This is a genomic window from Sutcliffiella horikoshii, assembly GCF_020524325.1.
Lineage (GTDB): Bacteria > Bacillota > Bacilli > Bacillales > Bacillaceae_I > Sutcliffiella_A > Sutcliffiella_A horikoshii_D.
The window spans coordinates 1-23,726 of sequence record NZ_JAIVKY010000005.1 but is presented as its reverse complement, the minus strand read 5'-3'; the positions used below and the strand labels follow the sequence as shown (position 1 = coordinate 23,726).

The following is a 23,726-nucleotide window of genomic DNA, read 5'->3' as shown; positions in this document are numbered from 1 at the left end:
GAGGCGGGCTTTTTTATATTTATTTAACAAGGAGATGATCTAAATGAAACTGACTGATCTTGCAGCAGAAGCTCTGTATAGTGTTATCCCTGAAATCCAATTTGATAAAATAACAAATCTTTTAGAAAAACCGAAACATGCACAACACGGGGACCTGGCTTTCCCTTGTTTCGAATTAGCAAAAATTAAAAGAACCGCCCCTCCCGCTTTAGCAGCAGACATTGCAACAAAACTCAGTAACTCCATGATTGAAAAAACAGAGGCAGTCGGTCCTTACGTTAATATTTTTTTCAAAAAGGACATAATCCAACAAAAGGTAGTTCACAAAATCCTTAAAGAAAAAGGTCAATATGGCACGCTTCATAGAGGGATTAAAGAAACCATCGTCTTAGATCTGTCCTCTCCTAATATTGCAAAGCCTTTTTCTATGGGGCATCTACGTTCGACAGTGATTGGGAATGCCATCGCCAACATCTTGGAAAAGGCAGGCTTTGAGACCGTCCGAATAAATTATCTAGGAGATTGGGGCACACAATTCGGTAAATTGATTGCCGCCTATTTAAAATGGGGAGAAGAAGAAAAAATCCGCCATAATCCAATTCCTGAACTGTTAAAGCTTTATGTTAAATTTCATGAAGAAGCAACAGTAAACACTGATCTAAATGATGAAGGACGCAGATGGTTCAAGCAACTTGAAGAAGGAAATGAGCAAGCAGTTTCTTTATGGAAATGGTTCAGGGAGGAATCATTAAAAGAATTTAATAAAATTTACGCGCTTCTTGACGTCACATTTGATTCCTATCAAGGAGAAGCGTTTTATAACGATAAGATGGACTCAGTCGTAACTATGCTGGAAGAACAAAATTTGTTAAAGGAATCCGATGGTGCGCAAGTAGTGGACATTGATGACCCTTCTCTCCCACCATGCCTAATAAAAAAATCCGATGGTGCTACCCTTTATGCAACTCGTGATCTCGCTGCAGCACTTTATAGAAAAAAGGTGTATCAATTCTCTAAGGCACTTTATGTGGTTGGTCAGGAGCAATCTATCCATTTTCAACAAGTGAAGGAAGTTTTGAAAAGAGCCGGCTTTGACTGGGCAGCTGAAATGCACCATATTTCATTCGGTCTTCTTTTGAAAGATGGCAAGAAAATGTCCACACGTAAAGGGAAGGTCGTTTTATTAGAAGAAGTGCTGCAAGAAGCAATTCAACTTGCTGAACGAAATATAGAATCCAAAAATCCAAATCTTCCTGATAAAGTGGAAATAGCCCGCCAGGTTGGTGTGGGTGCAGTCATTTTTCATGATTTAAAAAACTACCGTGTGAACTCTGTGGAATTTTCTCTAGAAGATATGTTGAAGTTTGAAGGAGAAACAGGGCCTTATGTTCAATACACTTACGCCCGGGCAAACTCCATTTTGAAAAAAGGCCATTGGACTGAGGAAGAAATTCACATAGGATTAGGAGATAACTATTCGTGGGAAGTGACAAAACTTCTGCAAGAATATCCAGATGTTATTGCAAATGCAAATATGGCCTACGATCCCTCATTGGTCGCAAAGCATATTGTTGATGTATGCCAAGCTTTTAACAGTTGGTATGGTAATGTAAAATTCCTTCAAGAGGACGCAGAAAAAAGTGCTAGACTAGCCTTGGTATCTGCTACTGCAATCGTCATTAAAGAGTCTCTGCGTTTACTTGGCATTCAGGCTCCTCAAGAAATGTAACAGATATTGGTATTAAGAACATGAATCCAGCATTCCCCTCATATATTAAAGTATCAATAGTATTGGGGGGATGCCTATGAAATGGCTTGTACTGATTCATGTCTTAGTTGCAGTCATCGGAATTGGTCCCACATTTTTTGGAAATATACTCCTTAGAAAGCATCAGACCATTTCAGATCTTCGACACAACATCCTATTACAACACAAACTCGATTACTTCCCTAAAATTTGCGGAACACTTGCCGTGATAACTGGTATACTACTTGTACTCTTTGGCAACTATGGTTCTATTCTCCAAGTTTGGCTTTTTGGATCTCTCGTTGTTTACCTTTCCATCCAAGTTATTGTAATTGGATTTATCTCGCCTGCCCTTAGTGAACTTCAGCGTTGGTTACTACACCCTGAAAACAGAGCCTCTACTCAACTGCCAGCCCAGCAGGACGCCACTCTCCACAAAATCAGTAATCTCTACTGGTTAACCTGCATTCTGGGATTTCTCATCTTTATCCTAATGATTATCAAACCATCTTGATCTATAGGTCATCTCCTTTGCAAATGCAAGAATTAGTTATTGTGCTTGATAAGGCGGAGGTGTTGGCCTATATTGATTAAGCGAACTTTTTCGCTGGATGCTGTTGATGCAGGTTTTGACTAGCGTTGTTAGGTGGATAATCGTTGGAGATACCTTGTTTAGTTCCAAATGTCCGAAGATTTCATGTTTTTGACCGAAGATTTCGAAAAGTTGACCGAAGTTTTCCAATAGTTGGCCGAAGTTTTGTGGTAGTTGACCGAACCTAAAAATCAATTGTCCAAACACCCCCTAAAAGTTGGCTGAACCCTCAGATACTATGTCCGAACCCTCCCCAATTCCTTCGTTTATTTGACCGAAGAAATAAGAAAAGTGTCCGAACCATTTTTTCACCACCTAAAAGAGGTAAATTTTTTGATAAAACAGCATTTTTCCAGCATAGACCTCTCTAAAACCAGTGTGTTTTCCTGAAATTACTCAAAATAAAATTTAAAAAAGCGCGTGGTATTTTAATAGCCGCTGTTTCTTTCCACAAATGGCTGCGCTTTCCGCGGGAGGAAGGGACAGGAACGGAAATCAACAGTACTTACTTTATACCCTCAAAAAAAGAGGCACCCATAATCTCAGGCACCTCCCACTCCAGTATCCGCTCTTTTCCTTTTCCGATAAAACGCTTCTCTCCCCATATAGCTGTTAAAAAGCAGTTCCATTTTCTCCAAATCTTCCTGCAACACTACCGGGTCCCGTTCATCCCAATACACATAAGAGACAAAATAATACTTGCGGATGGGAGAAAAGAGTACCTTGGAATGCGGAAACTTATCAAAAAAACCTTGTATCTGCCCTTTTTTCATATACGAAATATTCACCAGTTCCATTAACATCACCTACTTGTTTAAAGGATAGGTCGAATTAAAGGTAAAGGGACTTATAGTTGTAATACCACATATACACGTTAAATACACCATTTTAACTGTTGGCTATACTATTCAACCAGTTTCCGTTCCAAAAGCTAAAAAGTTAAGCAGCAATATCTCGTTTCACAAATGTCCAGAAACTAACTACATGCAGCAACACAAAATATATTAAAAACATGACAGTAGAGAAGCCAAAACTAACGCCTGGGACAATTTGCACGCCTTCAAGCAATGCTTCAAAGTGAATGTTGGCAAACGGAGAATACTTGGCCCACTCAAACTTCATGGCAATAAGCGTTGTAATTTGGGTTCCTGTAAATAAAAGAAATAGCGAAATCCCAATTGCAAGTGAGTTATTCCGGAATACACTCGATATCATGAAGGCAATGGTACCAAACATGACTACTCCTAAACTGCTCAATGCCAGTTTCAATAGTAAGTATAAGAAGGGATGAACCTCAATCACTTCACCACCAGCATACAATAGAGATGGCGTACTATCAAAACCAAACGCAATTGCACCCGTTACAAATGTACTCACAAAAAGAATTGTGTAAAAAATGACCATAAACAAAAGTACGCTGATGTATTTTGCTAGCAAGATCTTACTTCTGCTAATCGGCCTGATCATTAAGAGTTTGATGGTCCCCCAAGTAAATTCACTCGCTATCATCCCCGCAGCTATGATGACAACAAATAAAGTAACTAGACTCGTCAATCCAAGGTTTTCATCCATATAAGTCCAAACTGTATTGCCAGTTGTTGGTTCCATATCATTTTCTAAGCGATGTTCATTAATTGCCAACTGTCGCTCAAGCGTGGCTCTATCCCCGTCCTCTGACTCTTTAATAGTCGTTTCCAGGTACTGATTTTCCTGCTCCAATGATTCCTCCCAGCTAAGCTCTTGACCATTCATCCCACCTTCACTTCTTGCATCGTCAAGCATCGAGCCCATCATGATGGTAAAAATGACTCCAACGGCCGACAACAACACCAATATCGCACTCATTACATAAAAGCTTGGCCTTCTAAACCATTTAATCAGTTCATTTTGAATTAAATTTTTCATAGTTAGACACCTCGCTCCTGTGACGTTTTTTCTAAGAATTTATCTTCAAGGGTTTTTGTTACTTCCTTCACTTCAAAAACAGCAATCTCTCGTTCTACTAAACTTTTGATAAACATTGGAACAACTGCACGATCCATCTCCACTTGCAATCTGCCCTCTGCAAGATTATGCGGCATATCCATTTCACGCATCAATGCCATCGCCTCTTCCACCGGTTCACACTCCAACTGATACAAGGTTTTACCGCCGTCGTTGATAAAATCCCTGATACTTTGAATATCAATTAGTTCACCCTTTTGAATGATACCGACTCTATCACACATCAGTTCCATTTCAGATAAAAGATGACTTGAAACCACAATCGCCATTCCTTCTTCTCTAGCAAGACTTCTTAAGTAATCTCGTATTTCCCTGATGCCTGCAGGATCCAGTCCATTTGTTGGCTCGTCAAGAATTAATACTTTAGGTTTATGTAGTAAGGCTTGCGCTATTCCCAAACGCTGCCTCATCCCCAAAGAATATGTCTTCACTTTTTCCTTAATCCGACCGGTCAGTCCGACCAATTCTATTACTTCATCCAGTCGTTCCGAAGTTATCCCGGGCATCATCCTGGCATATTGTTTTAAGTTCTGATACCCCGTCAGAAACTTATACATTTCCGGATTCTCGACTATTGCTCCTACTTGGCGGACCGCCTTCTCATAATCGGTCTTAATGCTAGCTCCGTCGATGTGTATATCACCTGAGGTAATACTCATCAATCCAACCATCATACGAATAGTTGTCGTTTTCCCGGCGCCGTTTGGTCCAAGAAAACCGAATACTTCTCCCTTATACACTTCAAAAGATACACCTTTAATGATTTCCTTGCTGCCGATGTCCTTACAAACATTTGTAAGCTTTACTGCCACATCATTCATGCTACCTAGCTCCTTTTATACTTCTATTTTCTTCACATTGTTGACTGAAAGGAAAAACACAAATACACTTACCGCTAGAAAAACTGCAAACAGACCAAAAGAAAACTCTGACAAACTAACCCCCATCGAAATTTCCTGATACCCATCACTCGTTTTATTTGTGACTAAAGTACCTAATGATACGGAAGGAAAACTGCCGACATCCTTAAGTCGATCATATAAAGAACTGAGCACGAAACCTTCATGTATCTGAAAAATAAAGTAGGCAATAAACCCGCTGAGTGAGATGCGCACATATTCAAAGGGCTTTCCTTTAGCAGCAGCAAATTGGGACCAGAAAAAAATGGCCCAAATTGCTAGATACATGCCAACACCTAAAATGGTACCTACTAATGCCAAGGCCTCTATAAATTCCTTGCCTTGTAAGAAGGGCTGACCACTGATGAAACAGGAAATGGCATACAATGCGATAGCAAAAGTAATGGAAAGCAAGCAATTGAACAACGAGATTAACAATTTACTAGAAATCAGAGAACGAGCAGGATTAGGATTATATAACCACATCTTTAGTTTGTGCTCTTTTACAAGACTCATCATCATATCGGTTCCCATGTAGAAAATATGGATGCTTATTAATGTCAGGCCAACAGCGATAGAAACTTCTGGTTCATCTACACTTAACGATACACCTACACCTATCATCCACAACGCTAAAATAATAAGATAATTCTGCAGTTGTGCCTTCATAGAAAGCTTCCAATCTTTTAATAACAGCCCCGTGAAATAGCCCATTCTACTCCCCCCTTACTCCTGTAAATTAGCAATCATCCAGTCTTTAACCGACAGTCCATCCAATTCCCTAATCTGTTCTACGTTTTGATGGGCAATAAAGTTTCCATTTTTTATTAACACCACTTCATCTAGCAGTGATTCAATTTCATCAATTTCATGGGTGGCAATGATAATCGTCTGTTTCCCGAAATCGAGGTAGGTTAGAAGCCCTTTAACAATCGAATCCCTCACCATGGGATCTAATCCTGAAAACGGTTCATCAAGCAGAATGTAATCCGCTTGCCTGGACAGGGCTAGCACAAGCTTCAGTCTCCCTCTATTACCCTTGGACAACGCTCTTATCTTTTTGGATGGCTCAAGTTTCATGAACACCAAAAGCTCTTCTGCCTTCTCCTTATCGAAATCACGGAATTGGGATGCATAGAACTTAACCATGTCCTCTACCGATAGGGCATCATAAAATACGTCAAGTTCCGTCATATAGGCTACCTTTCTGGCAATCTGGCGGGTGGCTATCTCGCCATCCACCGTCACTTTACCTTTATCTGGTCTAACCAAACCGGCTATCATTTTCAGACTGGTAGATTTTCCGCTTCCGTTTGGTCCAAGCAAACCTATGATTTTTCCTTTTTCAAAGGACAAATCCCCATTCTCCACCGCGATATCTTTGCCGTATTTTTTACTAACTTGTTCGAATTTGATCATTTCTGATTCTCCCCCTCCTCCAAAAATCTTTCTACACTCTCAACAATCTCTTTTTCTGAAGCACCAATCTCTCTCATGCTTTGAACAAAACTTTCTACGACTCTGGTTTCCATGCCTTTTTTTAAACTCATGAGCATCCCCTCATTTTCTGTAACAAATGTTCCCTGACCTCTCTTGGTTTCCACGATTTCCATCCTCTCCATTTCACTGTATGTTCGTTGAATGGTATTTGGATTTACACCTGACTGAATGGCCATTTCCCGGACGGAAGGTAGTTTATCTCCAGGTTTTAACACACCGCGAACGATTTCTTTACTTATACGATCAATGATCTGCAGATAAATTGGTTTATCAGCATCATATTTTGCCGTCATTTAACTTCCACCGCCTTATTTAAAAGCCAACTTGATAGGAAAAAGAGACCAGTTATTTTCAATGTAGAGAAAAGCAGACCTACCCAAGAAATCTCTTCTCCACCAGAACTTATCCATAAGCCATCTTCTCCTATATAGACATTCAAGAATTTTGTCATCTCAATTGGAAAGGGTAATATCGAATGGAGCCCTGCCAACAATTGCTTTTCTACAAATAGAATCAAAAGGAGGCTAACAATGACAAATAACGTGAAAAGGACTACTTTAAACTTTGCTAAATAATTGAACTTCCCCATTGAATGGTAGATTGCCCAATAAAATGTATAGAACATTGCGAGTTCTAATCCACTAACTGTTATTAGGACAATCATTTGAAAAATAGATTCTGCCGTTATGAGGTTTACCGTAGTTCCCCCCGGATCAAAGAAAATTACTGTTATCCCTAACAACAGAAAAGCCATACATAAACTAGTGATTTGAAGCCATATTCCGGTAAGAAGTTTGCTCCCTAAAATCAAGGATGTGGAACGTGGATTATGTAGCCACATTTGCGACTTTTCCTCCAAGCTCAGTCCTGAACCTACCATCATGGTGATATATATAACATGAATACCGATAATCATGGATGTCGCAATATACAAAAGTTCATGGTTCTTGGTGAACACACTCCCCCCCAATACAACAGCCCAAATAAAGAGCTTGAAACATAGCAGAAGGACAAAAGTGTTTTTAGATAGCAGCCATTCTTTTCTAATCAACCCTTTAAAAGCATTCGTTTGCATGAAAAGTCCCCTTTCTGTTTTAGTGTTCTAGTTAGATAGTACACTAAGACAAATTGGAACGTCAATCTTTTTTCAATTATTTTACAAAATATAGTTTACCGAATTAACCCTAAACATCCTTATCATTATTCCGATAAAATAAATACCCACTTTTCTTTTATGTGGTAAAATGACACTTGTGTACATATATTTAGTTTTTTTTACAAAATTCTACTTAATTACTTATTATTTGTTAGAATATTTTGTATAATATACTTACAAATTTCTTCATGTGTGTAGGAGTGAAGTGATGGATACGAGAGCGAGAAGAATTGTACGCAATAACAAGAAAAGTCAATTCCACTACTTAATTGTCTTAAAAGATTTTATCGGTTCTTTTGTACTTCATGCTATTTCACTGGTCATTGTGGCTGCTTTCCTGATTTGGGTACTAGATCAGGTGTAAAACAAAATAAAAAACGAGAAGGAATCGAAATCCTTCTCGTTTTTTATTTAGCCTTTTCTTCTTTCTTTTCCTCATTAGGCTGTTGCAACGATTTTCTATAACGCACTTTGGTTGCTGCATAGAACACCCCTGCTGATCCAAAGACCAAGACAATGAGCACTTGACTCCATCTTGTATGTAAAAACCCCATCATCGCACTTAGCATATAAGCAATAAGAATCGGTATCAGTACTGTATAAAGGGATAGGATGAAACGGAATTTTTCATCTACTTCGTATACAGTTTGGCACCCCTCACACTTAATCGGGCGATACCCAAAAAAAACAGAGGTTAACTTGGTTTTATATTTTACATCTTCTTGACAGTTTGGACACTGGTGAAATGACATGTTATCGATCCCTTTCTTAATAAATAATCTTATATTTCATCATATCAAAAGCATCTTAAATGGAATAGTTGCAAAATACAAAAAAAAATCCAGCACACAAATTAGTGCACTGGATTATCGTACTATATCATCCACTTTCAACAGGCTGCTTCACGTTCTTTAATACATTTATCACAAATAATAACACACCTAGAGTTGTTAAATTTGCCCCAACAATTGTCAAAATTAATAACGATTCATTACCATATACCATAAAAGCCAAACCAACCATCATTATAGGCAATCCTATATTGTGTAACCAAAAATGCCATGTAGCAAGTTTCGTTTTTCCAGCTGCAGGAAATAAAATATAAATGATACCAGCAAGTGTCAGAGCGGTCCATCCAAGCAAGTTAATATGAACGTGTACAGGCGTCAAATTATATGCATGTGACGTTGACATATAATAACCGATCCCAACTCCTATCAAAAAATAGATAACGGAAATTTTGATCAACCTAACTCCCATAATCATTCCTCCAGTTCTATAACTTCATACACTCCTATAGTACGTACTGTGGTGAGTATATAGAACTATCTAATACCAAATATTTCAAAAATTACTCATCGTTTGAAATAGGAGAGGACATGACCTTGACGAATTTTTGCGCGAATTCCTCTGGATTCACCTCTAGTGCAATGGTCAATTTATTCCCTATTTCATCTGGTTTTGGCCGAAAATCTGCTATACTAACTCCTCTTAAATTCCCTTCGTCCAACCCCACAGTAACTACTTTCTCAACATATTTGAAAGCTTGCGGCGTTGTCACTGCAAACAATGTCATGACATCATGTAATGGACTTCCTTCTATACCTGGCACTAGTTTCTGGTAGGCTTCAAAATAATAATCAAATATCTCTTTGATTATACTTTGATATGGGTTGTTTTCTTCCTTAATAATTTCCCCTATCATTGCCGGCGTAATGACCGCTTCTTTTGTGACATTCAATGGATAGAGGACAGCATTTTTCGCTTTTTCCATTACAATCCCTGAAGCAATCGGATCTCCATAGAAATTTGCTTCCGCACCTGCAGTTACATTTCCTGGAGTAAGAAAAGCACCTCCCATTAAGTAAAAACCCTTGATTCCATTCATCGTTTCTTCACCAGCTAGATTAAAGGATATGGCTAGAGACGTGGATCTCCCTACGTCCACAATTACTAAGTCTTCTCCATAGTCCTCAATTATTTTAAAGATTGCATCAAAATTTAACAATTCGCCTTTTATTGTGGCCGGGGGTTTTATTGGACCTAATCCCTCTTCCCCATGGATCTCTGGATAATAGGGAGTAAATTCCCCAGATAGTGGTGTTTTCGCGCCGCCAATCAATACTATATCTTTTTTTCCTCCAAGTTCCAGAAGATAGGCCACATTTTGCGTTGCTTGTTCTTGATCAACATTTCCATAGCTTGTCACAATACCAACTATTTCAATTTCCGGATTTAACAACGCATAAATGATGGCTAACGAATCATCTATACCGGGATCACAATACAACAGAATCTTCTGAGGCATATATAGCCCCCCTTATTTGATGTTATCCTATTATATTCAACCCAAACGGATATCTGACCTATTCGGTAATTCCTGTACTGATAAGTCTCACTTCTGCCTCCACTTGTACACTTAAAGTTGGATATGTCTCATCTTTCCATTTCTTAAAATCAAAGCCTCTTTTTCGAGATTTTGCTTGATATCCTAAGCCAATTGGATCTACGCCTTTTTCTTGAAATTCTTTTATCATCGATTCTGATTCTATGATTATTTTTTCTACCAACAACTTTTGAAACTTCTCCAGTTCCTTAGGAGTTACTTTGTTACCAGTGTACTCTCTCACCACACCATCCAAACTTACTATTATTTTAATAGATGGGGTGTCACCATCCCATTTCACCTTGAATTTTCTACCTGTCTTAATGCTGCGTATAGAAACGAATTCCCCTTTCCCGTCTACCCCTAAAGAAACGGTACCATCCGCATGCTTGTCAACGAGCGTTTTAAAATAAAACAATTTTTCATTTGGAATGGTCATTTCATATTTATCTTCTTTCATTACTGCCACTCCAACAATTTCTGCACTATCTTCAGTTTTTTTTAATATAGGTAAGTTTGAATCCTTTCCTTTTTGAAAATAATCTGATAGGAAAATATGCATGTTGGTTTTAGGAACGTCCCGTCTTTCAATATTGTGTTTTAGTAGGTTAAAAAGATGGTCCCCGGTCCCCCTTGTCCCAAGGTTTTGCTCTAAAAGTTCCTTTGTCTCCCCATCCACAATGGCCAAATATAAACCTGTCCCAATGCTTGCATCCCTTTGTAATCCATCAACAAGTTGGATGATTCCTTTTTCTGCCATCGCTTTGTTAAACAGAACCAACTCTAAACTTCCGTTCACAATCGGAGCCGAAGATTCTTTCTGTGCACTTCTTAAAATATCTTTATTCAAATGGGAAGTTGCAGTGAATGTTTCATTTACAATGGTTTTATCTGCTTTATATACCGGCACCACGAAAGTACCCATTACTTCTTTCTCTCCGATTAAATCAAAACCTTCTACTGATTCAATATTAATATCATCCACAATTTCCTTTTCCAAGCATCCTGTAAGAAAGAGACAGACTGAGATTGAAATACCACCGATGATCTTATGTTTTCTCATCTTCTTTTTTCCCCTTTCTCCAATGCACAAATGTAATAACTAAAAATAACAAGGGAATATAGACATACCCCATATAAAACCCGACTTGTCCCATATAGGAGTTTAAATCATTGATTAATTTTCTATCTTCAAATTGATTCACGATAGTAAAGACTACAATTGTTATGAACAATAATGCGGTTCTATGTTTTAATTTTGTCATTCTTTTGGCAAGCCTGCTAGAACACCATAGAAACAGACACACATTAGGGAGGATAATGAGACACCAGTTGGCAATTCCGATATATTCTACACGTTCAACGAATGGCAACTCAATGATTTTCCAGATGGAAAGCGTTGCCCAAATGTTCTTTTGCAGCTTTCCCTCACTGAAATAAGCAAACGTGATCAGCGCAAATATCAGGTAGATGGATGAGGTGACAAACACTCCTAAATGAGCCCATTTCTTGGATTGTTGAGGTTTACTTATAAATGGATAAAACATTAAAAGCGTCTCAAAGCCCAGCATACTTAAAGTCATATCCCTGCCTGACAGAAAAATATCTTTAAATGAATGGTCGAATATTGGTAACAAATTGCGAAAATTTGCATACTCCAACGGGAGGACAATAGTTAAGAACAAATAAGCGGGTAGCATGACACCTAAAAAGGCTATCCCTGTAATTACTCGAAAGCCACCAGAAATGATGTAATACACAAGCAGTAGAAATATCAATGCAAAAAACCACGTGCTCAAATCTGGAAAAAGCCAAACTTGTACGACCTCAATATATGTTCTGAGTACCGTTACAGCTGTCATACTAAAATAGATTACAAAAAACAGGTTCAAAAGGTTACCTAACCATTTACCGAACGCCATTCGATGAGCACTGGCCAGATCTCCGCTGCTTTTTTCACATATTTTATATATCATATAAATTACGATATGTGTAATACCAGCAAAAAGGATAATACCCATCCAAGCATCGTAGCCGGCAGACATTGCAATAACCCGTTGATAGCCAAGCGCCCCAACACCAAACTGTGTGCTATGAATTAAGTAAAACACTAAAAAAGGTGAAACTTGGAACTTCTTAGGAACTTTTTGCAATGTCATACCTCCCTTCTTATGCCATCATTCATCGATATCTTTTTTGGGTTTCGATCTAACTTTTGTCGTTCTTTGGGGTTTATTTGTTCTTAATTGACCAGGTCTCTCTGTTTGCATGGAGAACGGCAAACGTAACAAAGCATCCTTCATGTCCTTTACCCTAGGAGGATAAATTGGTTCCAAGTATGGCCTTCCGAGAGATGTCAGCCTTAACAAGTGCGCGGACAAAATACAGAAGCAAAAAACAATGCCGAGCAATCCCCATAATTCTGCAAACAATAGAAAAGGGAATCTTAATAGTCGGATTGTATTACCCATCTTATAAACTGGTGTCGTGAAGGATGCGAGTGCGGCAAGTGCAACGATAATCAAAAGTACGTTACTCGTCAGACCAGCTTCAACCGAAGCCGTCCCAATAACAATTCCACCCACGATACCGATAGTCTGACCTACCTTTGTGGGAAGTCTTGCTCCAGCTTCCCTAAGCAATTCAATAGTCAATTCAAGAAAAATCGCTTCTAGAATAGGTGGCAACGGAACCTCACGCCTTGAAGATATCAACGTACTCAATAGATCTTTAGGAATCAATTCGTAATGATAGCTTAGAACTGCTACATAAACTGGAGTTACCAAAATCGAAAAGGCAACACCAAACAACCGGATTAAACGAAAAAATGATGAAAGCCAATAGCTTAAATAATAATCTTCAAAGGAAGAGAAGAATTCAACCAGAGTAGTAGGACCAATAAGACCATGAGGAGATCCGTCCACCATGATTACTACCTTTCCTTCCGTTAATGCCGACACAATCCGGTCTGGCCTCTCTGTATCTAGGAGTAGCGGAAAGATTGTGTTTCCGTTATCCGATATTAGTTGTGTAATATAGGAACTGTCATTAATATGATCAAACTCCACTTCATCAAGTCTTTGGGTGACTGTTTGCACATTTTCTTTATCCACAATTCCATCTAAATACATGACAGCAACTCTCGTCCTTGAAATGGTACCTAACAGTTTCTGTTCAACCGTCAACATCGGAGTGCTTAAACGTCTTCTTATAAGATTCATATTAGAATCTATATTTTCAATAAATGATTCCTTCGGTCCGATAACGCTGAACTCAACCTCTGGCAAGGATACAGCACGGGTCTGAACAAATTCAGAACGGACCAACAAACCCTTTTTGTCCTTCTCTCCAATTTGAACAAAAATAAAGCCTGTTAATAGCTTTTCTCTTATTTCCTTCGGATCGGAGCTAATGGTCACTACTTCTATAGGTAAAATATTTTTTAATTCTTGCAAATTACTCCATGGACTAGTAGAAATCCTATGTAATATGTCACGATGCAGGAAATCAGTATCCACTAATGTATAGTAATAGTTAATCCAAACCTTTCTATTTCCATGATTGGTCTCATTAGTAAATCTCAAAAAATCTACAGACTTTTCCATTTGTAATAATAATTGTGTTACAGACATATCCTCTACCTTATGGGATTCTTGACTGTTGCGAGATGTAAACAGTTTTTTAAATAGGTTTTTCATTGAGCTCCCCCCTCTCTATGGAAACAATGGTAATCACAATTCTTTTTTTATTTTTCCTATAAAGTTATGTAATATACCAACTGTTAAATGGAGGTAATAATGATGGACATAAAAAAAAGAGCCCCATTTGGACTCTTTTTTTACTGCTATTTTTGCGGTTTTCTAATAATCTCGACCACATCAAAAATACGAATATGATAAATGTTCTTATCCACATCTTTGATGGTAAGTTTGTTTGCTTTATAACGGAAAGATTGTATACGACCAGTGATTTGGATGACGTCCCCTTCAAACCAGATGGACATCTTGAAAATTTCCTTTGCCATATACATATGACGTAATAATTTTTTTATATATTGAATATCCGGAATGTTTTCCGGGTACAATAAAAATCCTTGTACAGTCCGGTCGGCGTCATTTTTCCATAGATACATGGATTGATTCGCTAACTTATCCTCTTTCTTATGTTCCATGGCAATTACCCCTTTTTCACATTATCGTTGATACTCTCTTACAGGTAACCTCCATACTCTTCATAACTCATAATTGTATAAGTCATATGCCACTGCTACTACACAGTTTATTCCTCATACCCTGACATGTCAACTAAATACCCGTCCCTTATAGTAAAGATACCGGGAATACAGAAAAGCTAGCTTTTCGTTAGGAACTCCTAATGAAACCAACTTTTGAAGAAGTATTAGATCAATACACTCCTATGATACACCATATTATAAAGACTTTAAATATATACAAAGAGAATGATCGTTATGTTCATGAAGCAACTATCGCATTATGGGAAGCCTTCTGTTTACAAGATTGCAGAAAGGGTTCATTTACTTCTTATGCTTATTCATCAATACGTGGAAAATTGCTTAATCACCTGAAAAAAGAGGTGAAGTGGGAAAATACGCACACGTTTGTGGAGGAAATACCGGAAGAGGCATTGGATTTGACTGGAGACTTTGTAGATGTGCGTTTGGAAGAATATACCCGTCATTTAACGGTTAAGCAGCGGAAATGGGTGGAAGAGTGCATCATTAATGGAAAGAAGTTGGATGAAGTTGCTCTGCAGGAAGGGGTTACGGTGAGTGCAGTTAAGTCTTGGCGGGCAGAGGCGTTGAAGAAACTCAGGCGGATAGTAATTCGGTGTAACGATAAGATTAGCCTTAACAGTTGATCTTCGTTTCAGGCACTTCGCTTTCCATGGGTGGTCCGGGAGCCTCCTCACTTCGTTGCGGGGTCTCCCCTGTCCCTTCCTCCCATAGGAGTCTTCGTGCCTTCCACTGCGATCAACTTGGTTTTTGTATTCAACTAGCTTCTTGCTTCTGACATATATTGATATACTACTTCCCCTTTGTGTTTGGCTATGCCTCTATAGTGTTTAAAGTCTTCGCGGGCAACCAGGACTTTACGAAAAATCATAAAATCCTCTTTTTGAATTCTATATTCATGAAGCTCTCCATTTTTAAGCTTATCCAATATTTCTACTGCTAAATTTTCGTTCACCATCATCACTCCATCTGTCGAAATACTACTGTTTATTTTATCACTATTAATCTGATGTGAAAATAAGCTTAAAAAAGCACTTATCCTCGGATAACTGTCATAATGGAAAAATGGTCTCAGATGCTTTGAAATATTGGCCGGATCTTGCCTTAACACTTCATCCTTAGCTGAATCAATGAAAATCATTGTCACCGAGGTTTTCATCTCCTCTATGAAGACTTCTCTACTCCTTTTTCCTCGTTACTGAGGTCTTCATCAAGACGATCAGATTTAGAATTTCTCTAACAATTATTCATACACACTTCGAATTAGTTAATAATCCACTAAAAAACCCCTTCGAATGAAGGGATTCCATGGGGGATAAGGAATAAAATGAATGGGGCAATTAGGTAGCCCTATGATTATATATGCACTTTGAAGGGTATTGGTCACAAAGTAGAGCAAAATGATATAAATTAAAAGAAAATTTAGAAAAAATATCATGAAACTATTTACGTTTCTGCAAAAATAATGCAAAATGTATGTAACACTTTTTTAATCCACTATTTCACAAAAATAAAAAGTCAGTCAGAGTCAGCATCTGACGGCGAACTATATTTAGGGGGAGATATCGTTGAAAAAAGCAGAAGTGGGAAACATCATAGAATTTCGTGAAGGTCTTCAAGGGGTAGTAGAGAAAGTAAATGAAAACTCTGTCATAGTAGACCTTACTTATATGAATAATTATCGTGATTTAGAGTTGGAACAACGAACAGTGGTTAATCATAAAAACTATAAAATTGTAAAGGCCTTATAGATATTAGCTAAGAAAAACCGGGCAAAAGCTGTCTGGTTTTTTTATGTTTGGTTATGCCCCGCTATTCCTTTCCGCAAATGACTTCGCTTTCCGCGGGACCGTGCTTGAGCCTCCTCGCAACGCTTCAGGGGTCTCAACCTACCGTTACTCCCCCGCTGGAGTCTCCGCCATTTGCTCCAATCCATAGCTAGAAATTACGTTTGGGATATATACTTGCTTTTTCTTCAAGAATCAAAAAAGAGACTTCCCAAAAAAGGGGCGGGGAAGTCTTTTTGCCGCTAGCCAGTTTCCTCTTCTAAAATCTCCAATATAACGGCCGACCTTTCTTTGTCAAGTCGAACAGAAAAATGTGTTTCTTCATTAATATTTAGATTTCGTCTAATCTCAATAGGAATGTTTACCTTCCCGTTATTGGAAACAATGGATTCATTATAGATATGTTCTTCATTTATCGGTTTCATTACTAATCCTAGAGGTTGTTCCATAATCATCAAGACATCGCCGTCGGAAATTTCAAGTTGTTCTCTAATTGACTTGGGAATGGTTAAATGGCCAGATTTACGAATTCTTCTAAGCTCTTTCGTTTGGCTCATAGTGGACACTCCTATTTTTTATTTCTTATTCCCTTCTACGCTTAAATGAAAACGAACTTTCCCTATAAAGATATAATTATTGTCAGAGCTCGCCTATTTTAGCAATAAGATCCGATTCCACAGTATGAACACCATCTCTACCATCCTTTAAAAATTTAACCATTGCTTTTGCAACTGTTTGTCCATGAACAGATCGATATTTTTGCAACTTTCCGCGCAATAGAGGTTGAATGACAGTGCCCAACACTTCCCCAGCCCTTTCTCCCAGTCTGAATTCCTTTCTTTCTCCGAGAAGTAAGGATGGCCTAAAGAAATACGTAGAAGTAATACCAATTGCAGATACTGCCTGCTCCATCTCACCTTTTACCTGATTGTAAAAAAATCTAGAATTTTCATCAGCTCCAATTGCTGATACCACAGCTATTTTAGACACACCATTTTCTTTGGCAAGGCGGGCTGCCTCCACTACATAGTCATAGTCCACTTTACGGAATTTCTCTTGAGAGCCTGCTTTTTTCTTAGTTGTCCCTAAGCAAATGAACAGATCATCCACTTTGAAATGTTCCTTATAATCAGACATTTTATCAAAGTCAATTATTACTTCTTTTAGTTTTGGATGATTCTCATTCGTTTGGTTCCTTACAAATATCGTAAGGTTTTTGTAATCTGAATTTTGAAAAATTTCTTCTTTTACGTACGCACCTACCAAGCCGGTTGCTCCAATTAAAAGAGCGCTTCTATTTGAGTTCATGACTGGTTCTCCTCTACCTTTGTTACTTACTTTATAACAGAATTACCACTTTCCTACAACTATTCACGCTCTTTAGACAATTCTTCTCTGTCAGCAGTGGAAGGTGGTTGTTCCATCCAACGATTTGTAACCATAATGTCTGCACCGGATTTTGCAAGTAAGGCCGACTCTGAAGAAAGCTTTTCGTATTTCATCGCTAGGTCTGTACGCTGACTTGCTGATGATGCCGTTGCATAATTTCCTATACCCGCTGCAACCATCATACTGTTATGATACATCATCAGCTTATCTGAAAACGGAGGAATGTGAGAAGCAGTTACGGAATAATCTGCAGCCATAGGTGCTTGAACATCATCCTTTAACAATATATCTACGAAAGTTTTGATATGAGAATGTGCCATCTGTTTAGCCTTTACCATAAATTCCCGAACTTCCTTACTGACAGCTGTCTGGGAAAATGCAGTACACAGCAGCATTCCAATCTGATTGGTTTCGATATTCATACTTAGATGGGTTACTTCGATAGTATTTAATGTACGTTTGTTCACCAGAGGATTTAACCCGCTAAAATATTTTTTGTCTTCCACCAAATAAACTCTATCCGGAATAACCGTATAAGGTTTTTGAATATATAAACCTCTTTCAAGTAACAGATCTGATGTCATATCGAATACTTCGATGGTGCGCTGCAGGAATGCTGTATAAAGCGTTCTGATCTCTTTTCTAGATACTGCACTCAAACTTGCACTATATGTAACCATTCCGATTTTGGACATTTGGAGTACGTAAGAAAGTTGGAAGGTGTCTGAAAAAAGTCTAGGTGCTTTAAGGTTGATGTCATTTTCCGAAAAGGCGATTGGTAGAGGATATTTTCCTTTCCAAAACACCGCCTTTAGTTCACTTTCATTTGTAGATGCTACGTCGTATGCTTTAGCGATTATTTCTCGGATTTGCTTGTCCTCTACAGTTTCGAGGAAGTATCTTAAGACACATGCTGACATGGAATTGTTTAGGTATAGTGTCCATAGTGTGCTGGTTTCTGCGCAGGACCACTCTGTTGTATGATTTGTCATTTTGTCCCCTCCTATTTTACTGTTATTATTTTCAATTTGGAGGGTTTTTAGTATGAGTTTTGGTTCTTTTAGATCCAATTTAATAACTTAAATTGTTTGTTTAGCGCCGCTGTTGATTAGAGCAAAAGGCGAAGACTCCTGAGGGAGATAGCGCTAGGTGGAGACCCCGCAGGCCGAGGAGGCTCCAGCAGGGCCCTAGGAAAGCGAAGCCGTTTGCGGAAATCAACAGCGGTGTCTTAGCAACATCTTAAATCAATTACATTTTCAGTGGCTTCCTACGGAGTGTGGAGGCTCACGCACCGCCCACAGGCATGCGAAGCGCCTGGAACGGAAATGAACTGTGTTATATACTCTCTACTAAAAAAGCAAACACAACCGGGGCTGTGTTTGCTTAAATGGATTATCTGTTATCGATTTTTTCTGGGTATAGGTCATGGTTCATCAAGCGGTACTGTGCCATTTCCTCGTATTTCGTGCCTGGTTTTCCGTAGTTGGTATAAGGATCAATGGAGATTCCACCGCGTGGGGTGAATTTACCCCATACTTCGATATAACGTGGGTCCATCAGTTCAATCAAATCGTTCATAATGATGTTCATGCAGTCCTCGTGGAAATCTCCATGAGAGAAGCCTATAGTAGCAAGGGTTAGACAGTCCCTTATCTATATTGGTCACAATAATGGTCACAAAACTATGAAAAAACATCAAATTTATGAGCCGCTTCGAGTTGCATAGAAGGTAAAGAGTGACTGTAAGTATTTAGAGTAATGTTAACATTTTTATGTCCCAGCCGCTCCTGAATAATCTTTGGATTTACTTTTTGCTCAAGTAAGAATGTTGCATGAGTGTGTCTTAAATCATGTAACCTTATCTTGGGTATATCTAACTGGTTGATAGTTGCCTTAAAGGCTCTTCTGAAGTTGTTCGGATGTACCCAATTACCATTCTGAGTACATACAACAAGATTCAATTTAGAATAACCACTGCCTTGAATGTCCCGCTCTTTTTCAATAAGATGTTTGTGTTCTTTAAGGCTCTCAACTAATGAATCAGAAATATAAATTGTTCTAATAGCTGATTTAGTTTTACCTCCATCAACAAGCCCATATTCATCTCCTGTTTCAATCTTACTTAGAGTCTGGCTTACAGTAATAATCTGATTTTCAAAGTCAATATTATCCCATGTCAACCCTAGAACTTCGCCCATTCTCATGCCTGTTTGAACAGAAATGTTAAAGCCAATAAAATGTCTAGTTAAGTTTAATATTTGACTTGGAGCTTTCAAAAAAGCTTCTATTTGTTCTGAAGTCCACACACGACATTTGGAGCTTTCTCTTGGCAGCACTACATCATCTAAAATCTCCCCATTGATTATTCCTTTACGTGAGGCTTTGTATAATACTTCTGAAACAATACCATATGTGGTCCTTATTGTAGCAGCTGCTAGTCCTCTATCCTTATGTAATGCATTGATGAAATTCTGAAGAACCGTCCCGCTTATTTCATCCATTTTTCGATCACCAAGATACGGAAGGATATTGTAATAAATCTGTTCTTCGTAATTCTTTCTTGTGCTTGGTTTAAGCTTAATAGTTTTAGCTTCAAACCACTGGTTAAGAATGACATTAAACTTAGCTTTGTGAAAATTTGTTTCCTTTGATTGATTTAATTGTAGTTGAAGGTTTGCTAATGCAATCTGCGCCTCTCTCCTAGTTGCAAAACCTCTTCTACGCAATTGTTTTCTTTTACCTGTTATTTGATCTTTTCCTGCATCTAAAACAAAGAAATACCTTCCCGTTTGCTTGTCTTTTTTTATGTTTGACATCTTCATCACCCTTTGTGTAGAGAGTGATGTGACCAGCTAGTTCTTATTATTAATTATACATAGAATTTAAGGCTTTAGGGGTTATTTGATTTTCTTTTACAAAAAAAGATTTTTAAACTAGTTGGTTTAACATTCATAAGAATGGAAGGTTCAGCCCAAGTCTTCTATTAAAAGGTCAGCCACTTTAAATATTAAATAAGGAAGAATTTTCCCATTCTTTTTTTTAAGGGTCTTAAATTCATATCCCTCGTAAAAACCAACTGAGTTATCTGTTGCTTCTAATCCAATAAACATGCATCCTGACTTCTCCGCTACCTGTCTGACCGTCTCAAATACAGTACCCATAAGATAATCACTATACTTTTGGTTATCTATAAAATTTACTCCTTGAAAATCTTTATTAATTGCAAATTGATGAAGACGAATGGCAGGATAAACCTCAACTTCCATTGATTTATAAATCGTTACACCCTTAAATGTAAACCTTTTCTTTTGACCATTACTAATAGCAATTTCTTCATTATACAAAGAAAAGAACCCAATTACTTTGTCTTCTTGGTCACTCACAAGTAAATAGGTTCTAACAAATTGATTCAAGTGGTGTGATAATGCTTCCTCTTTTAGAAAATAGTCAATTTTTGTATGATCGTTTAAGAGCTCTTCCTGTCCTTCGCCATATTTGTCAAATTTGCAAGTAAACTGATTAATAATCTCCGAATCCACGTCAGTGACTGGCATCAAATGAGGCATCTATTCTCCATCCCTTTTTTTCTTTATCTTTAAATATGATTTAACAATATATTTCTGCTTCTTAATTGTCCTCAGACCCAATGGGGAAGAGGAGATTTTAGTTAATAAATTCTCTGGTAATTCAATTTCCACTTTTTTGCCAAAACTTCCTCTATTTATTCTTTTAGATCTGAATTGGTTATTCCTTTGTGCTAAACGCATTGCATCTCTAGCTTTATTAATTCCTTTAGATGGTTCGCTCGGTCCTACAGCCCAATTATAGAATTTCTGTTTTTCTTCTTCTTGACTAAATTTAATTACAGTTGGTTTTCTCTTTAAGCTCATACTACACCTCCAAGCTTATACTACTAGTAATTTCATTTTACCATTTTTTTCATTCTATTCAAAATACACACAACAAATCAATATCGTATTTTCTAAAAAATACTCTCAATAAGTAAAAATTACTGCCCCAGTGTTTCATCTTTCTTTTTAATTTCACCACTTACAACTTGAAGTGCTTGAGTGAGTAAACTTAAAAAATCTATATTAATTTCTTTTTCAATAGTTTTCAATTTGTGATTATTTGTATGAAGTGGGTTTTGTACAAAAGTCAACCCCTTTACTTTTTGTTCGAAGGTACTCTTTTCTTTTGTCGTATAGTTTTCATCTGGCGAATGTACGAAACGATTTCTTATTTGATTATAGGCATAAATTTTTTGCCATAATATTTCGTTCTCGTTTATATTTAATCCAACAACTCTATTCAAGTAGAATATATATTTTTTCACTCCGTTATGTCTTATATCTTCAGGACTTAATAATAAATTATATTTTCTTTCGCATTCTTTGGAGATTGTATTAAGTGTTTTTTCAAGGTATGAATATTGAGCTATTAATGCTGATGTTCTCATTATTTTTGGAAAGACCTCTCTAACATTATAAAAATCTTCCTCATACAAATATTCAAAGATTTGATCATGGTCTTCTTGAGGATAATCTTTTACAGACTCACTAAAAGATTGTTCTAATTTTTCTTGTTCTCTTAGTATGTTGTCTTCCATAAATTCAATATAATTTTTAAAGTTATCGTTTTCTAAATCAATTGCAAATTCAAGCCAAGTTAATCGTCTAAACATTAGCAGTCCCCTTTTACTTATTGATATTAAAATAATATGATAAAAAGTTTATATAGTGAACAAAAGAAGAGGCAAGAAGTTTACAAACTGAAAGTCAAAATTAACAATTCACCATATGTTTTCGTTTTTTCACATAAATTTCTTCAAAGTGTCTGGCAGAATGTATTTCTCATAATCTCCAATAAGGAGATTAGTAAATTCCTTTAGAGCCCCTTCATTAAAGTATAATATAAAACACTAGCAAATTTGAGTGCTTATTAGGGTGTACAGAGGGGAAGAGCTGTAGCAACACTGGAAGCCGTAACAAGATCGGGGAAATATTTTTTTTCTGTTGTGCCTCCTATCATGTTTTCCTTTCAAAGTTACTTTACACTCTGTAAGGCTATTTGTTGGACCGTCTTAAAACAAATATTGTATGAGACTCTCCTACCTACCCCCAGTATATTAAGTAGCTAGGGTGTACTCAAATGAAACTAAATTACTCTTTTATTATATTCCAGATGTTCATTAATTTCTTTCTACTCTCTTGTGAGGCTACTCTTAGCTCACGAAAAAAACATTCTAATTCGTCATCCATCACATCGATATATCTCTTTTGCTCAACTTCTTCTTTTCTTCCTATGAGATAGTTAATATCAACACTGAAGATTTGAGATAGTTGCACTAGTTGCTCAACAGAAGGTTCTTGTTTACCCGTTTCTAACTTCGAGTAAGAAGATCGTGGGGTATTCATTTTAGTAGCAATTTTGTCCTGTGTAATACCTTTTTCATGCCTTAATTTTTTCAGTCTTACTCCTAATACCTCTAATCTATTCATTTGATGCCTCCTAAGTTTAATAGACATTCTTTTCAAGTATGTGTCCTTTTTTCTACTTTAAAAGGAATTTTGAAGAACTGCACAGTGGTATTGATTTTGCTATTTTAATAGTCCTATTCTCTTTGCTGCTCCTACCCTTGTTCGCTACCTGTTAATAGTAAAAAGACCATCAAGATGACGGTCTTTTAGTTTAGATTATGCGTTTATGTCTCACATGCGTAATCGTCTTTATCTCTATCCATCTTAAGCTGATATGCAGGATGTCCAGCAGGAACTCCACTAGGGTACACCTTTCTTAGCTCTGTACAATTCTTAAAGTATTCTTGTTTAGGCTCTGGTTTAGGCTCTGGCTTAGGCTCTGGCTTAGGCTCTGGTTTAGGCTCTGGCTTAGGCTCTGGCTTAGGCTCTGGCTTAGGCTCTGGCTTAGGCTCTGGCTTAGGCTCTGGCTTAGGCTCTGGCTTAGGCTCTGGCTTAGGCTCTGGCTTAGGCTCTGGCTTAGGCTCTGGCTTAAGG

30 protein-coding genes and 1 pseudogene are annotated in these 23,726 nt (G+C 37.6%); 5 read left to right on the top strand and 26 right to left on the bottom strand.

The window, feature by feature from the left end; translation table 11 throughout:
* Nucleotides 1-43: 43 nt before the first annotated feature.
* Both argS and LC091_RS04970 read left to right on the top strand, forming a co-directional pair.
* Complete coding sequence (argS, locus tag LC091_RS04975) at nucleotides 44-1,729, top strand: arginine--tRNA ligase (protein WP_226680767.1); 1,686 nt, start codon at nucleotides 44-46, stop codon at nucleotides 1,727-1,729.
* Nucleotides 1,730-1,805: 76 nt separating this feature from the next.
* Nucleotides 1,806-2,261, top strand: coding sequence for a DUF2269 family protein (locus LC091_RS04970; protein WP_226680765.1), 456 nt, complete (start codon nucleotides 1,806-1,808; stop codon nucleotides 2,259-2,261).
* A 36-nt stretch (nucleotides 2,262-2,297) separates the two neighbouring features.
* Here the strand turns inward: LC091_RS04970 and LC091_RS04965 are convergent, their stop codons facing one another.
* The 8 genes from LC091_RS04965 to LC091_RS04930 all read right to left on the bottom strand — a co-directional run bounded on the left by LC091_RS04965 (nucleotide 2,298) and on the right by LC091_RS04930 (nucleotide 7,817).
* The gene (locus tag LC091_RS04965; RefSeq protein WP_226680763.1) at nucleotides 2,298-2,534 is read right to left on the bottom strand and encodes a hypothetical protein; all 237 of its coding nucleotides are present in this window, start codon (nucleotides 2,532-2,534) and stop codon (nucleotides 2,298-2,300) included.
* A gap of 347 nt (nucleotides 2,535-2,881) precedes the next feature.
* Entirely contained in the window at nucleotides 2,882-3,136 is a 255-nt protein-coding gene (locus LC091_RS04960; protein ID WP_226680762.1) for a hypothetical protein, read from the bottom strand.
* 142 nt (nucleotides 3,137-3,278) lie between these two features.
* On the bottom strand, nucleotides 3,279-4,244 hold the full coding sequence (locus LC091_RS04955; protein WP_226680760.1) for an ABC transporter permease: 966 nt from the start codon (nucleotides 4,242-4,244) through the stop codon (nucleotides 3,279-3,281).
* 2 nt (nucleotides 4,245-4,246) lie between these two features.
* Nucleotides 4,247-5,164 carry an ABC transporter ATP-binding protein gene (locus LC091_RS04950; protein WP_226680759.1) on the bottom strand — a complete coding sequence of 306 codons (918 nt, stop codon included), beginning with the start codon at nucleotides 5,162-5,164 and terminating at the stop codon, nucleotides 4,247-4,249.
* 15 nt (nucleotides 5,165-5,179) lie between these two features.
* Nucleotides 5,180-5,956: a hypothetical protein gene (locus LC091_RS04945; protein WP_226680757.1), complete on the bottom strand. Its 777-nt coding sequence runs from the start codon at nucleotides 5,954-5,956 to the stop codon at nucleotides 5,180-5,182.
* A 12-nt stretch (nucleotides 5,957-5,968) separates the two neighbouring features.
* Nucleotides 5,969-6,661 carry an ABC transporter ATP-binding protein gene (locus tag LC091_RS04940; RefSeq protein ID WP_226680755.1) on the bottom strand — a complete coding sequence of 231 codons (693 nt, stop codon included), beginning with the start codon at nucleotides 6,659-6,661 and terminating at the stop codon, nucleotides 5,969-5,971.
* Nucleotides 6,658-7,035, bottom strand: coding sequence for a GntR family transcriptional regulator (locus tag LC091_RS04935; protein WP_226680754.1), 378 nt, complete (start codon nucleotides 7,033-7,035; stop codon nucleotides 6,658-6,660). The genes LC091_RS04940 and LC091_RS04935 overlap by 4 nt, the downstream gene beginning before the upstream one ends.
* Nucleotides 7,032-7,817, bottom strand: a complete 786-nt coding sequence (locus tag LC091_RS04930) for a hypothetical protein (RefSeq protein WP_226680752.1) — start codon at nucleotides 7,815-7,817, stop codon at nucleotides 7,032-7,034. The genes LC091_RS04935 and LC091_RS04930 overlap by 4 nt, the downstream gene beginning before the upstream one ends.
* Nucleotides 7,818-8,106: 289 nt before the next feature.
* On the opposite strand from LC091_RS04930, the gene LC091_RS04925 reads away from it, so the two are divergent.
* Entirely contained in the window at nucleotides 8,107-8,262 is a 156-nt protein-coding gene (locus tag LC091_RS04925; protein ID WP_010193242.1) for a hypothetical protein, read from the top strand.
* Between the two features lie 43 nt (nucleotides 8,263-8,305).
* On the opposite strand, the gene LC091_RS04920 is transcribed toward LC091_RS04925, so the two are convergent.
* The 7 genes from LC091_RS04920 to LC091_RS04890 form a co-directional block, all read right to left on the bottom strand.
* Nucleotides 8,306-8,650 (bottom strand): TIGR04104 family putative zinc finger protein, encoded by a 345-nt coding sequence (locus LC091_RS04920; RefSeq protein ID WP_226680750.1) that lies wholly within the window; start codon nucleotides 8,648-8,650, stop codon nucleotides 8,306-8,308.
* 127 nt (nucleotides 8,651-8,777) lie between these two features.
* Nucleotides 8,778-9,158: a cytochrome-c oxidase gene (locus LC091_RS04915; RefSeq protein WP_226680749.1), complete on the bottom strand. Its 381-nt coding sequence runs from the start codon at nucleotides 9,156-9,158 to the stop codon at nucleotides 8,778-8,780.
* A 91-nt stretch (nucleotides 9,159-9,249) separates the two neighbouring features.
* Nucleotides 9,250-10,206: a nucleoside hydrolase gene (locus LC091_RS04910; protein WP_226680747.1), complete on the bottom strand. Its 957-nt coding sequence runs from the start codon at nucleotides 10,204-10,206 to the stop codon at nucleotides 9,250-9,252.
* A 58-nt stretch (nucleotides 10,207-10,264) separates the two neighbouring features.
* Nucleotides 10,265-11,347 (bottom strand): Ger(x)C family spore germination protein, encoded by a 1,083-nt coding sequence (locus tag LC091_RS04905; protein ID WP_226680746.1) that lies wholly within the window; start codon nucleotides 11,345-11,347, stop codon nucleotides 10,265-10,267.
* Nucleotides 11,334-12,443, bottom strand: a complete 1,110-nt coding sequence (locus LC091_RS04900) for a GerAB/ArcD/ProY family transporter (protein ID WP_319003640.1) — start codon at nucleotides 12,441-12,443, stop codon at nucleotides 11,334-11,336. The genes LC091_RS04905 and LC091_RS04900 overlap by 14 nt, the downstream gene beginning before the upstream one ends.
* 18 nt (nucleotides 12,444-12,461) lie before the next feature.
* Complete coding sequence (locus tag LC091_RS04895) at nucleotides 12,462-13,982, bottom strand: spore germination protein (RefSeq protein WP_226680744.1); 1,521 nt, start codon at nucleotides 13,980-13,982, stop codon at nucleotides 12,462-12,464.
* Between the two features lie 146 nt (nucleotides 13,983-14,128).
* The gene (locus LC091_RS04890; RefSeq protein ID WP_226680742.1) at nucleotides 14,129-14,455 is read right to left on the bottom strand and encodes a hypothetical protein; all 327 of its coding nucleotides are present in this window, start codon (nucleotides 14,453-14,455) and stop codon (nucleotides 14,129-14,131) included.
* A 203-nt stretch (nucleotides 14,456-14,658) separates the two neighbouring features.
* Here LC091_RS04890 and LC091_RS04885 point away from each other — a divergent pair, with 203 nt between their 5' ends.
* Nucleotides 14,659-15,162, top strand: a complete 504-nt coding sequence (locus tag LC091_RS04885; protein ID WP_226680740.1) for a sigma-70 family RNA polymerase sigma factor — start codon at nucleotides 14,659-14,661, stop codon at nucleotides 15,160-15,162.
* 134 nt (nucleotides 15,163-15,296) lie between these two features.
* On the opposite strand, the gene LC091_RS20550 is transcribed toward LC091_RS04885, so the two are convergent.
* On the bottom strand, nucleotides 15,297-15,695 hold the full coding sequence (locus LC091_RS20550) for a hypothetical protein (protein WP_404819657.1): 399 nt from the start codon (nucleotides 15,693-15,695) through the stop codon (nucleotides 15,297-15,299).
* Nucleotides 15,696-16,104: 409 nt separating this feature from the next.
* Here LC091_RS20550 and LC091_RS04875 point away from each other — a divergent pair, with 409 nt between their 5' ends.
* Entirely contained in the window at nucleotides 16,105-16,287 is a 183-nt protein-coding gene (locus tag LC091_RS04875; protein ID WP_226680739.1) for a YkvS family protein, read from the top strand.
* Nucleotides 16,288-16,565: 278 nt separating this feature from the next.
* Here the strand turns inward: LC091_RS04875 and LC091_RS04870 are convergent, their stop codons facing one another.
* The 10 genes and pseudogenes from LC091_RS04870 to LC091_RS04825 all read right to left on the bottom strand — a co-directional run.
* Nucleotides 16,566-16,880, bottom strand: coding sequence for an AbrB/MazE/SpoVT family DNA-binding domain-containing protein (locus LC091_RS04870; protein ID WP_226680737.1), 315 nt, complete (start codon nucleotides 16,878-16,880; stop codon nucleotides 16,566-16,568).
* An 82-nt stretch (nucleotides 16,881-16,962) separates the two neighbouring features.
* Nucleotides 16,963-17,631 carry an oxidoreductase gene (locus LC091_RS04865; protein WP_226680736.1) on the bottom strand — a complete coding sequence of 223 codons (669 nt, stop codon included), beginning with the start codon at nucleotides 17,629-17,631 and terminating at the stop codon, nucleotides 16,963-16,965.
* 59 nt (nucleotides 17,632-17,690) lie between these two features.
* On the bottom strand, nucleotides 17,691-18,704 hold the full coding sequence (locus LC091_RS04860; RefSeq protein ID WP_226680735.1) for a DUF3231 family protein: 1,014 nt from the start codon (nucleotides 18,702-18,704) through the stop codon (nucleotides 17,691-17,693).
* A gap of 400 nt (nucleotides 18,705-19,104) precedes the next feature.
* A pseudogene (locus tag LC091_RS04855) lies at nucleotides 19,105-19,329 on the bottom strand (preQ(1) synthase); the annotation flags it as partial.
* 65 nt (nucleotides 19,330-19,394) lie between these two features.
* Nucleotides 19,395-20,528 carry a site-specific integrase gene (locus LC091_RS04850; RefSeq protein WP_226680733.1) on the bottom strand — a complete coding sequence of 378 codons (1,134 nt, stop codon included), beginning with the start codon at nucleotides 20,526-20,528 and terminating at the stop codon, nucleotides 19,395-19,397.
* Between the two features lie 150 nt (nucleotides 20,529-20,678).
* The gene (locus LC091_RS04845; protein ID WP_226680730.1) at nucleotides 20,679-21,266 is read right to left on the bottom strand and encodes a hypothetical protein; all 588 of its coding nucleotides are present in this window, start codon (nucleotides 21,264-21,266) and stop codon (nucleotides 20,679-20,681) included.
* Between the two features lie 12 nt (nucleotides 21,267-21,278).
* A complete protein-coding gene (locus LC091_RS04840; protein WP_226680727.1) occupies nucleotides 21,279-21,602 on the bottom strand; it encodes a hypothetical protein in 324 nt (107 codons plus the stop codon).
* Between the two features lie 119 nt (nucleotides 21,603-21,721).
* Complete coding sequence (locus tag LC091_RS04835) at nucleotides 21,722-22,396, bottom strand: hypothetical protein (protein WP_226680726.1); 675 nt, start codon at nucleotides 22,394-22,396, stop codon at nucleotides 21,722-21,724.
* A gap of 478 nt (nucleotides 22,397-22,874) precedes the next feature.
* A complete protein-coding gene (locus LC091_RS04830) occupies nucleotides 22,875-23,213 on the bottom strand; it encodes a helix-turn-helix domain-containing protein (protein ID WP_226680724.1) in 339 nt (112 codons plus the stop codon).
* A gap of 203 nt (nucleotides 23,214-23,416) precedes the next feature.
* Nucleotides 23,417-23,726 (bottom strand): excalibur calcium-binding domain-containing protein (locus tag LC091_RS04825; protein ID WP_226680723.1); only part of this gene is annotated, 310 nt, incomplete at its 5' end.